The organism is Tamlana sp. s12 (assembly GCF_016767215.1).
GTDB classification, from domain to species: domain Bacteria; phylum Bacteroidota; class Bacteroidia; order Flavobacteriales; family Flavobacteriaceae; genus Pseudotamlana; species Pseudotamlana agarivorans.
On sequence record NZ_CP068547.1, the window covers coordinates 2,351,179 to 2,362,852 of the forward strand.

The 11,674-nt window shown below is 33.6% G+C and carries 11 protein-coding genes; 9 read left to right on the forward strand and 2 right to left on the reverse strand.

Annotated elements, in window-relative coordinates:
• Positions 1 to 13: 13 nt before the first annotated feature.
• Positions 14 to 679, forward strand: a complete 666-nt coding sequence (locus JJL45_RS10270) for a uracil-DNA glycosylase (RefSeq protein ID WP_068604115.1) — start codon at positions 14 to 16, stop codon at positions 677 to 679.
• A gap of 86 nt (positions 680 to 765) precedes the next feature.
• Here the strand turns inward: JJL45_RS10270 and JJL45_RS10275 are convergent, their stop codons facing one another.
• Positions 766 to 942, reverse strand: a complete 177-nt coding sequence (locus JJL45_RS10275) for a hypothetical protein (protein WP_202664129.1) — start codon at positions 940 to 942, stop codon at positions 766 to 768.
• A 463-nt stretch (positions 943 to 1,405) separates the two neighbouring features.
• Here JJL45_RS10275 and JJL45_RS10280 point away from each other — a divergent pair, with 463 nt between their 5' ends.
• Genes JJL45_RS10280 through sppA form a run of 8 tightly spaced genes read left to right on the forward strand, consistent with a single transcriptional unit; the run spans position 1,406 to position 11,091 of the window.
• Entirely contained in the window at positions 1,406 to 2,245 is an 840-nt protein-coding gene (locus tag JJL45_RS10280) for a 1,4-dihydroxy-2-naphthoyl-CoA synthase (protein ID WP_067148177.1), read from the forward strand.
• Positions 2,233 to 3,147 (forward strand): 1,4-dihydroxy-2-naphthoate octaprenyltransferase, encoded by a 915-nt coding sequence (menA, locus tag JJL45_RS10285; RefSeq protein WP_242521382.1) that lies wholly within the window; start codon positions 2,233 to 2,235, stop codon positions 3,145 to 3,147. The genes JJL45_RS10280 and menA overlap by 13 nt, the downstream gene beginning before the upstream one ends.
• Positions 3,148 to 3,181: 34 nt before the next feature.
• Positions 3,182 to 3,859 carry a metal-dependent hydrolase gene (locus JJL45_RS10290; RefSeq protein WP_068604111.1) on the forward strand — a complete coding sequence of 226 codons (678 nt, stop codon included), beginning with the start codon at positions 3,182 to 3,184 and terminating at the stop codon, positions 3,857 to 3,859.
• Between the two features lie 19 nt (positions 3,860 to 3,878).
• Positions 3,879 to 6,200, forward strand: coding sequence for a patatin-like phospholipase family protein (locus tag JJL45_RS10295; RefSeq protein WP_082935967.1), 2,322 nt, complete (start codon positions 3,879 to 3,881; stop codon positions 6,198 to 6,200).
• Between the two features lie 5 nt (positions 6,201 to 6,205).
• A complete protein-coding gene (locus JJL45_RS10300; protein WP_068604109.1) occupies positions 6,206 to 7,240 on the forward strand; it encodes an o-succinylbenzoate synthase in 1,035 nt (344 codons plus the stop codon).
• A 5-nt stretch (positions 7,241 to 7,245) separates the two neighbouring features.
• Positions 7,246 to 8,223 carry a CPBP family intramembrane glutamic endopeptidase gene (locus JJL45_RS10305; protein WP_068604108.1) on the forward strand — a complete coding sequence of 326 codons (978 nt, stop codon included), beginning with the start codon at positions 7,246 to 7,248 and terminating at the stop codon, positions 8,221 to 8,223.
• Positions 8,207 to 9,277 carry an AMP-binding protein gene (locus JJL45_RS10310; protein ID WP_068604105.1) on the forward strand — a complete coding sequence of 357 codons (1,071 nt, stop codon included), beginning with the start codon at positions 8,207 to 8,209 and terminating at the stop codon, positions 9,275 to 9,277. Before JJL45_RS10305 ends, JJL45_RS10310 begins: the two co-directional genes overlap by 17 nt.
• A gap of 50 nt (positions 9,278 to 9,327) precedes the next feature.
• Positions 9,328 to 11,091, forward strand: a complete 1,764-nt coding sequence (sppA, locus tag JJL45_RS10315) for a signal peptide peptidase SppA (RefSeq protein WP_068604102.1) — start codon at positions 9,328 to 9,330, stop codon at positions 11,089 to 11,091.
• A gap of 133 nt (positions 11,092 to 11,224) precedes the next feature.
• On the opposite strand, the gene JJL45_RS10320 is transcribed toward sppA, so the two are convergent.
• The gene (locus tag JJL45_RS10320) at positions 11,225 to 11,647 is read right to left on the reverse strand and encodes a DoxX family protein (protein WP_067148199.1); all 423 of its coding nucleotides are present in this window, start codon (positions 11,645 to 11,647) and stop codon (positions 11,225 to 11,227) included.
• Positions 11,648 to 11,674 lie beyond the last annotated feature (27 nt).

The following is an 11,674-nucleotide window of genomic DNA, read 5'->3' on the forward strand; positions in this document are numbered from 1 at the left end:
CATTCCATATTATATGTATAACGAAATTCATAGCAGCTGGAAACCTTACTTAGCAAATGAATTTGAGAAGCCTTATTTTCAAGATTTAAAAGATTTTGTAGCTTCGGAATATGAATCACATGCGTGCTATCCACCTAAAAATGAAATTTTTAAAGCTTTTGATGCTTGTCATTTTGAAGATGTAAAAGTGGTTATTTTGGGCCAAGATCCATATCACGGATTCGGACAAGCTAATGGGTTGTGTTTTTCAGTTAATGATGGAGTTAAGCACCCACCATCCTTAGTAAATATTTTTAAAGAGATTGAAACAGATTTAGATGAAGCTTATCCTATAACAGGTAATTTAGAGCGATGGGCCGAGCAAGGCGTGTTGCTCTTAAATGCAACTCTAACCGTTAGAGGTCATGAAGCGGGCAGTCATCAAAAAAAAGGTTGGGAGCCATTTTCAGATGCTGTTATTAAAACAGTGAGTGACAAAAAAGAAAATGTAGTGTTTTTACTTTGGGGTGGTTATGCGAAAAAGAAAGTAAAACTCATTGATACTAATAAACATAATGTGCTTATTTCGGGGCATCCTTCTCCGTTAAGTGCTAATAGAGGGTATTGGTTTGGTAACCGTTGTTTTAGTGCTACCAATTTGTACTTAAAAGAGGTTGGAAAAAAGGAAATTCAATGGTGATAACCACAGGAAGTGATGTACTGTATTAAAATAGGTGGTTTTAACTTTTTAATTAGGAAATTATGCTGACTCAGGTGTTAAATGAGTTAACTTCCAGTTGGAGCCAATCTTGGCGTTAAAGTTTTAATACCGTGCTCTGATTTTAATACAATAGGCTTTTCATTCACTTTAGAGGGCTTAATGGTTTTATTGCAACTAAATTTTAACAATAAAAAGTTTAAGAGAACTAAAGTAGATATGACTATGGTGGCGGTTACAAGCATAAATAGTTGTTTATCAGTGTAATGTCAAGTAGTTGTCATGACACTATTTATAGATTTTAACTGCTGCAAATTTAACCAATAAAAGACTACAAGCCAACTGCTTTTAATAGCTATTTATCCTTTTTTTGAAAAATCTAAAATAAAAGTTAAAAAATTAACATAATCGTAGAATACATAGATAATATTGAGGATTAGTGTCTAATAAGTTTTAGAATTTTTCACTTTTAAAGGATGGGTAAAATAGGATTTTGTTGGTTTTATTAGGAAAGACTTGGAAGTAAAATCAATTTAAAATCATAGTTGTAATAATTTTGAAGCTATTCAATCTCCATAAATAGGCAATTCTTTATTTCTTGAAAAGTTCATATCACATAAGTAAATTAAAGTTTTTGAAAAATCATTTTTAATTGGTGAAATAAGGGTTTTAAGGAAATAAAAATTATTTTTGGCTAAAATTAAAGTCATGGAAGAACCTAAATGGGTTACAGTAAAAGAATATACAGATATTACCTATAAAAAATGTGATGGTGTGGCTAGAATAGCATTTAACAGACCAAATGTTAGAAATGCATTCCGACCAAAAACTACCAGTGAATTATACGATGCGTTTTATGATGCCAATGAAGATGTAAATATTGGTGTTGTGTTATTATCAGCCGAAGGGCCTTCAACAAAAGACGGCGTTTATTCATTTTGTAGTGGTGGCGATCAAAAGGCTAGAGGTCACCAAGGTTATGTGGGGGAAGATGGTTATCACAGATTAAATATACTTGAAGTGCAACGTTTAATTCGTTTTATGCCTAAAGCGGTTATAGCCGTGGTTCCTGGGTGGGCTGTTGGTGGCGGACATAGTTTACATGTGGTATGTGATCTAACTTTAGCAAGTAAGGAGCATGCTATTTTTAAACAAACCGATGCCGATGTAACTAGTTTTGATGGTGGTTATGGTTCAGCTTATTTAGCTAAAATGGTTGGGCAGAAAAAAGCACGTGAAATCTTTTTCTTAGGAAGAAACTATTCGGCACAAGAAGCTTTTGAAATGGGTATGGTGAATGCCGTTATTCCTCATGATGAATTAGAAAGTACCGCTTATGAGTGGGCTCAAGAAATACTAGCGAAATCTCCAACTTCGATTAAAATGTTAAAATTCGCCATGAATTTAACTGATGATGGCATGGTAGGGCAACAAGTTTTTGCAGGAGAAGCAACACGTTTGGCCTATATGACCGATGAAGCGGTTGAAGGGAGAAATGCTTTCCTAGAAAAACGCAAGCCTAATTTTAATAAAAAATGGATTCCATAATGGGGAACTTTTCCACGTGGATTTCCGCGATGCGTTTAAGAACGCTTCCTTTATCGGTATCAGGCATTATTTTAGCTTCGTTTTTAGCCAAACATGATCAAGTATTTAACTGGAGCATTTGTATTATAGCCATTTTAACAACCTTGGGTTTACAAATACTGTCCAATTTCGCTAATGATTATGGCGATGGTGTAAAAGGTACAGATAATGATGACAGAATTGGTCCGCAACGCGCCATTCAATCAGGTAAAATTACTCCAAAACAATTATTAAATGGCATAATAATAACAGTTATAATAACTCTATTTTTAGCGATTTTATTAATTTTTGTGGCCTTTGGTTTAGAATATTTTTTACTGTCTTCAATGTTTTTAATTTTAGGTATAGCAGCCGTTGTTGCTGCCATTAAATACACGGTTGGGAGTAGTGCCTTTGGATATAAAGGTCTGGGTGATGTGTTTGTTTTTATATTTTTTGGCTTAGTAAGTGTTATAGGATGTTATGTGCTTTATGCTAAAACGGTAAACTTCATAACGGTTTTACCAGCCATAACTATTGGTTTATTAAGTACAGGGGTTTTGAATTTAAATAATATGAGAGATCGTATTTCAGATGAAAAATCAAATAAAATAACCCTTGCCGTTAAATTAGGCGCTAAAAAGGCGAAAAAATATCATTATGTATTAATAATATCAGCTATTGTACTTTCCTTTTTGTTTGGTGTATTATATTACGATTCACCGTTTAATTTTATTTATGTGGTCGCTTACATCCCTTTATTTATTCATTTAAAAACAGTGCGAAATAATGTGGATTTAAAATTATTAGATCCAGAATTAAAGAAATTAGCATTAACTACTGTCCTGTTGGCATTGTTAATGGGAATCGGGCAATTGTTATAGATTTTTTGTAATTTAATCTTCTAAATTTTTTAAGATGAAAATAACGTTTTACGGACACGCAAGTTTAGGTATTGAAGTGAATGATGTACATATTCTTGTAGATCCTTTTATTACAGCAAACCCAAAAGCTTCTAGTATCGATATTGAAACGCTTAAAGCCGATTATATTTTAGTAACGCACGCCCATCAAGATCATATTGTAGATGTTGAGGCCATTGCAAAACGTACAGGAGCAGTTGTGGTTTCAAATTTTGAAATTGTAAGCTATTACGAAAAACTTGGTATTGAAGGTCACCCAATGAACCACGGAGGTAAATGGGATTTTGAATTTGGTACCGTAAAGTACGTCAATGCAATCCACACATCATCTTTTCCAGATGGTAGTTATGGTGGACAACCAGGAGGGTTTGTTATTGAAGGTGAACGTAAAAATATTTATATAGCAGGAGATACAGCGCTTACTTATGATATGAAGCTTATTCCGCTTCAAACGACATTAGATTTAGCCATTTTGCCTATTGGAGATAACTTTACCATGGGCATTGAAGATGCCATCTTTGCTAGTGACTTTATTCAATGTGATAAAGTAATGGGCTATCATTATGATACTTTTGGATACATTGAAATTGATCATGAACTCGCTAAACGTAAATTCTTTGAGAAAAATAAAGACTTAATGCTTTTAGAAATAGGAGAATTTATTGAGTTATAGTACTTTAACGAAACCCCATATGAGTCAGAAAATAAAATTCATTTGCCTACTTATTTTAATAATATGTATTCAATTTCCTATAAATGCCCAAGAAAAAAAACCTAAAGTAGCATTGGTTTTAAGTGGAGGAGGCGCTAAAGGTGTTGCTCATATCCCTGTTTTACAAAAATTAGATTCCTTAGGGATTGTTCCAGATTTAGTTGTGGGAACCAGTATGGGTAGCGTTGTTGGAGGATTATATTCCATGGGGTATTCTGGTAATGATATTGCTTCGATTTTAAATAAATTAGATTGGACAAACCTTTTAGGTGGTAGAGTTACTTTAGCTCGCGTAGGAAACGAAGAAAAAAGTGAATTTGACAACTATTTAGTAGGTTTAAATTGGCAAAACAAAAAGCCATCTATTAGCACGGGTTTGTTAAATGATCAAAATCTACGTGAACTTCTTGCGCTTTTAACTTATCCTGTTTATGGCGTGCATGATTTTGATGAATTACCTATTCCGTATCGCGCCGTTGCAACCGATATAGTACACGGAAATGAAGTTGTTATAAAAGGAGGTTCCTTATTAACGGCCATGCGAGCTAGTATGTCCATTCCGTCTATTTTTAAGCCTGTAGAATATGAAGAAACCTTGCTGGTTGATGGCGGTATTCTAAATAACTTTCCAACAGATATAGCTAAAAACCTAGGGGCAGATATCATTATTGGTAGTGATGTTGGAGGCGGATTAAAAGCTAAAGACCAATTAAATAGTATCACAACTATTCTGTTTCAAACCAGTATGTTGGTGAGTAGTATGAAAAATCCCGAAAATAGAAAGTTGTGTGATGTGTTAGTTAACCATACACCTAATTTGACGTATTCTACGGGTGATTTTAATAAAAGTAGCCAAATTTACGAAGAAGGTAAAATAGCCACAAACGAACAAACTGATGCGCTAAAAGAATTGGCAGAAAAGTTAAAAACCTTCGAGCAAAGAAAACCAAAAGTACCAGAAGTACCAGAAGAATTCAAGCTGGATACTGTTGTTTATAAGGGAATAAGTAAAGGCAGCTTAAACTTAGTAAAATCTCGAATAAATTTTGAAAGCAATACCAATTATACGCCAAAAGAAATTGTAGCAGGTATTGATAGAGCTATGGGAACCAATCTGTTTAATCAAATAGTGGTTGTGCCTAAAGTGAAAGATAGTGTTTTAGGTCTAGAAATAAATGGGGTTGAAAATTCAAAACATCAGGTTAAATTAGCCTTGCATTACGATACTTATAGAGGGTTAGGAGCTATTGTGAATTATACCGGTAGAAATTTATTAGGAAATGCTTCTAGGTCATTGTTTACATTGGATATTGCCGAGCAACCTAAACTTCTACTTCAGCATCAAAAAATATTTGGTGAGCGACATATGTGGTGGTGGCGTGCAGAAATGCTGTGGCTTAAACTTAAGCAAAAGGTATATTCCGATGGCTATGGTGTTAATGGTATTAATAATAATAACTTACAATTCGAATATGAATTTAACCGTAATGTGATACCTAATAAAAGTTATTTTGGTTTTTCAGCTAGGTCTACTAGGTTAAAATTAGATCCAAAAATAGCTGTTACTAAAGGTAATGATACCTTACTACTAGATCATTATAAATTTAATAATGTTTTGATAGATGCGCATTTTAATTACAATAGTTTTGAAGAAGTCTTTTACTGTAAAAGAGGTACTTTGGTTCATGCGTCTCTAGGGCAATCTTTAGTTCATAACGTAGAAGAAAGCTATACAAACAGTCAGGATAAAATAGATGGTAGTACAAATAGTTATACAAATGCCATAATTAGATATGAAAGACGTTTTCCTGTTAAGCCATCTTTAACAGCGATAATTGGAGCTAATGGGGCTTTTACTTTTGAGCAATCTAGAAACTCTGATGAAGTTAGTTTTGATGAATATGGCTATGGCGGAAAGTTTTTTGTTGGTGGTGATTTAAATCGTGGCTTGTATAATACCTTTATTTTTAATGGTTTAAATGAAGATGAACTTCCTGTAACACAATTCATGTCAGTTAGTTTAGGACTTCAATATAATCCGATTAATAAAGTTTATATAAAGCCTCACGTTAGTTTAGGTACTGTAGGTTTTAAAGATTTTACCGATTTCACAGATTCAGCCTTATCACCTAAAGGGGCTTGGTCTGAAGGTGAGGACCCTAGTGCTCTGTTTTCAGCAGGTTCCACATTTTCATACAGATCACTATTTGGACCTATTAACTTAGATGTCTCTTATGTAAATGATTTAGATCAATTTCGCGTGTTTTTAGGAATTGGGTTTCAATTTGGAAGATATAATTAAGGAAAATGATAGCAACTTATCATAAATACATTCTAGATTTCAAACAAGCCAGTGGAACCTCTCGTGGAGTACTTAGAAAAAAGGAAACATGGTTTATTGTTTTACTCGAAAACAATAAACAAGGTGTAGGGGAGTGCGGTGTTTTTCGTGGTTTAAGTATTGATGATGTGCCTAATTATGAAGATATTTTAAAATGGACTTGTGAGCACATTCATCTAGGTCTTGAGGCTTTATTAATAGAGCTTTATAATTTTCCTTCCATTCAATTCGGATTGGAAATGGCTTTTCAGTCACTCCAAAGTCAAGATCAATTTGAGTTGTTTCCTTCAGAATTTACACAAGGCAAAAAAGGTATTCCTATCAACGGATTAATTTGGATGGGTGATGAAAGTTTCATGAAATCTCAAATTAAATCTAAAATTGAAGCCGGATTTTCATGTATTAAGATGAAAATTGGTGCCATAAACTTTCAAACGGAAATCGAGCTTTTAAAATCCATTAGAAAAGAGTTTTCATCAAAAGAAATTGAATTACGCGTTGATGCTAACGGCGCGTTTCCACCTGCTGAAGCCTTAGAAAAATTAAAAATTTTGTCCGATTTAGATTTACATTCCATAGAGCAACCCATCAAGCAAGGTCAGGTGGATGATATGGCGAGTTTATGTGAAAAAACGCCACTTCCCATTGCATTGGATGAAGAATTAATAGGCGTATTTTCTGTAACTAAGAAAGTAGAATTGTTACAAACCATTAAACCACAATTTATCATTTTAAAACCAAGTTTAATTGGTGGTTTTGGTGGTAGTACAGATTGGATAATAGCCGCTGAAAATCAAAATATTAATTGGTGGATTACAAGTGCTTTAGAAAGTAATATCGGATTAAACGCCATAGCGCAATTTACTTTTAAACTGAACAGTAATTTGCCTCAAGGTTTAGGTACTGGTGGTTTATTTACCAATAATTTTGAAAGCCCTTTAGAGGTAAATCAAGGTGAATTAGTATATAATAAAGACTTAACTTGGAACTTTAATTTATAGTTTAAATGTATATAGAACAAGCTTTTAAAGGATTATACGATTGGTGGCGCTACATTGTTGGTGTGTTAATCATATTTTGCTTCTGGCAGATTATCGGTATGATTCCTTTGGGGCTTGCCGTAGCCTATAAAATGATACGATACGGTGGTGACCCAGCAATTTCTAGTACTCAGGACATCATGTTGTTGCTAGGTAGTAATCTGTTTCTGTTTGTCATGCTTATTGCTTTTTCTGTGGGCTTAATTGGGGTTTTTATAACCTCGAAATATTTACACCAACTTCCTATAAAAAACTTAACAACGGTTAGAAATAAAATAGACTGGTCGCGCTTCTGGTTTACATTTGTGCTTTGGGGAATTATTTCAGTAAGTTTTATTTTTATTGATTATTTTTTCTACCCAGAAGAATTTCAATGGAACTTTCAGCTTAAACCATTTTTAATACTTTGTGCTATAGCGATCGTTTTTATTCCAATACAAACGAGTTTTGAAGAATACTTCTTTAGAGGTTATTTAATGCAAGGTTTTGGCATGATTTTTAAAAACCGATGGATGCCATTATTAATTACGTCTGTTGGTTTTGGTTTAATGCATTTGGCAAATCCAGAGGTAGAACAATTGGGCTACGTTATTATGATTTATTACATAGGAACCGGTTTTTTCTTAGGAATCATGACGCTTATGGACGATGGATTAGAACTGGCTTTAGGCTTTCATGCAGCAAATAATTTATTTACAGCGCTTTTAGTGTCAGCAGACTGGACAGCCTTTCAAACCCATTCCATATTTAAAGATTTATCAGACCCTACAGAGATGGGATTTATGGAAATATTTGTTCCAGTTTTTATTGTGTTTCCAGCGTTACTTTTTGTATTTTCCAAAAAATATAAATGGACCAATTGGAAAGATAAACTTACCGGAAAATTAATAGAACCAGAGATAGAAAATAATATAAATTTGAATAGTTATGATGCCGAATTATAGAAATGTTCACAACAAGTTTAAGTTAGATAATGTAAGTTATAAACATGAAGATTTAATGGAAGTCGCTTACAGCTATGTGAAGGAAGGTTTGCCGTTTCAGCAAGAATTGGGTAACTTTTTGCTAGATTGGCTAGATGATTATGATTACGTTGAAGTGCAGACTTCGGGCTCTACAGGTAAACCTAAAAAATTAAAAATAAAGAAACAAGCCATGGTAAATTCAGCCTTGGCGACTGGCGATTTCTTTAATTTAAAACCAGGATACAAGGTGTTACATTGTTTACCATCAAACTTTATTGCTGGTAAAATGACCATTGTAAGAGCGATTATTTTAGGTTTGGAATTGGATATGGTACAGCCTTCTGCTTTTCCAAGAATTGATTATGAAAAAGACTATGATTTTTGCGCCTTTACACCTATGCAGCTTAAAAATTTTGCTAAAGACTTAGAAAGTATTAAAGCTGTTATTGTAGGTGGAGGTATGGTTTCAAAACATATTGTTGATTTAATTCAAGATAAAAAACCTGTGGTTTATGAAACTTATGGCATGACAGAAACGGTTTCGCATATTGCTGTGAGAAAACTTAATAATTTAGAGAGTTCTGAAAAAGTATCTTATTTTAAGACTTTACCAAATATTACCATTTCTACCGATGATAGAGATTGTTTGGTTATTGAAGCTCCTGCCATTTCAGATGAAACGATTGTAACTAATGATATTGTTAAAATTCATTCGGAAGACAGCTTTGAGTGGTTAGGACGTTACGATAACGTGGTGAACTCTGGTGGTATTAAATTATATCCAGAGCAAATAGAACGTAAACTTCAGAATAAAATTCAAACGGACTTTTTTATAACTTCAAAACCAGATGATACTTTAGGTGAAAAACTTGTTTTAGTGATTCAAAGTGATTCCAATAAATTAGAACCTGCGGTTTTTGAAGATTTAGGTAAATATGAAAAACCAAAAGAAATTATTAATGTTCCAAAATTTGTAGAAACTTCTTCAGGTAAAATTCATCGACAAAGAACTTTAGACTCGGTTAACTCTTAATAATTTGTAACAAACCACATTCTTTTTATACTAACCAGGAAACATTTTTTATGAGCTTTTTTAAACGCGTGTTATCAACATTAACAGGTATCATTTTATTTTGCATGTTATGTGTTGTCGGATTAATTATTGTTGGTGTTATTGCAGGGTCTACGTCTAGCGACACGGTTAGCATCAAACCAAATTCAGTTTTAAATTTAAAATTAGACTTTCCTATTAAGGATTACGCAGGAAAGATTGAATTTAAACAGTATACCTTTTTAAACGAATCTAAAAAAAATGGATTGTTTAATATTATTGATGCGATTAACTACGCGGCTACCGACGATAATATTAAAGGAATTTCTATTGATAATAATTTCGTTGATGCAGGAATTACCCAAGTTAAAGCCCTACGTGGTGCATTACTAAAGTTTAAAGAATCAGGAAAATTTGTTGTGGCTTACGCCGATGTTTTTTCACAGAAAGATTATTACTTAAGCTCAGTAGCTGATACCATCTACATCAATCCTGCTGGAATGATGGAGTTCAAAGGTTTGTATTCCGAGCGCTTATATTTTAAAGATTTTCAAGAGAAATCGGGCGTTAAAATGGAAGTGGTGCGTTTAGGGAAATATAAAAGTGCTGTTGAACCATTTTTAAGTAATGAAATGAGTGATAACAACAGAGAACAAATTTCTGTTTACTTAAATGCGTTATGGAAAGATATTAAACAAGATATTTCTGTTACCAGAAATGTGCCTGTAGATCAATTAAACCTTATTGCTGATAGTTTATTAGCTAGAACACCTAAGCTAGCAAAATCTTCTGGCCTTGTTGATAAAATAGCATACCATGATGAATATGTAAATGGGATGAAGAAAGCCATTGGAGTAGAAGATAAAGAAACTCTTGAAATGGTTTCTATTTTGGATTACTCAAATTTTGCGTCGTCTAAAATTAAAGATTATTCGGCAAAAGATAGAATCGCTGTGATTTATGCTCAGGGAGACATTATGTATGGTGAAGGAGATGAAAATACTATTGGTCAAGGCTCTATGAATGCTTCGCTTAAAAAAGCACGTGAAGATGAAAAAGTAAAAGCAGTGGTACTAAGAATTAATTCTCCAGGAGGATCGGCATTAGCTAGTGAGCTTATTTGGAGAGAAATAGAACTGACTAAAAAGGTTAAGCCTGTCATTGTTTCTATGGGCGATTTGGCGGCTTCTGGTGGTTACTACATTGCTTCAAATGCACATAAAATTATTGCAGAACCTACTACAATTACAGGAAGTATAGGGGTTTTTGGAATGTTGCCTAATGGAAAACAATTGGCGGAAAATATGGGGATTAACGCCGAGCAAGTTATTACCAATACAAATGCTGTAACCTACAGCTTTTTTGAGCCTTTAAGCGAAACACAACATAAGTATATTAAGGAAGGTATTATTGATATTTATGATTTGTTTTCTACCCGTGTTTCCGACGGAAGAAATTTAACCAGAGAGCAAGTAGAAGAAATTGCACAAGGAAGAGTTTGGACAGGATCTGATGCGATTAAAATAGGGTTAGTAGATGAACTTGGAGGATTAGATTTGGCTCTTAAACGTGCTGCCGAAGCTGCAAACATTGAAACGTATAGAATTAATGAATTTCCTGTTTTTGAAAAAGATCTTGATAAAATGCTTCGAGAATTTGGATTGGTAAAGGCAAAGGAAACGATTTTAGAAGAAGAACTAGGTGCTGAAAACTATAAGCTTTTAAAGGAAATTAAAGCCTTAACCGATAAAAAAGGCGTGCAATTGTTGTTTCCGTTTAGCATGGAAATTAAATAATAAATTTATTTGAGGCTATAATTCTTTAATAGTTCTAGGTGATTTAAACTTAGAACTATTAAAGAATTTTTTTTGTGGTCATTTAGATTTTAGGAACCCAAATATCTATACATAGATATTCGAAATCATCGATTTACTGTTGCATTTTAAAATAATAATCCGCTGAATGTCTTCCTGAACCGTAAACTAAAAAGAAGCTACATACTAATAGTGCTGAAATAGCCAGTATAAGATTGTTTACATGCATTTCTCCAACAAAATTAATAAGTATGGCCCCTATTAAAATAGGGAGCTGTGCGATAATAGCCCAACGTGTTAATAGGCCGAAGGCAATAAGCACACCACCAATAAAGTGAGCTGGTGCAATATAATGCAGTACAAGCATACCGCCTGCAAAGTTTTCAATAGGTTCGAAAAGCCCCATGAGCAATTCGGTATGCGCCATAAAGTTAATACCTTTAAAGAAAAGAAATACACCCAAGGCCACACGAACCATATCTAAAGGCAAATAGGTGTGTGTGTTCGCCCATTTGTTTAATGATTTAATTGTATCCATGACTGAAGTTGTTGATTTTCAATCAAT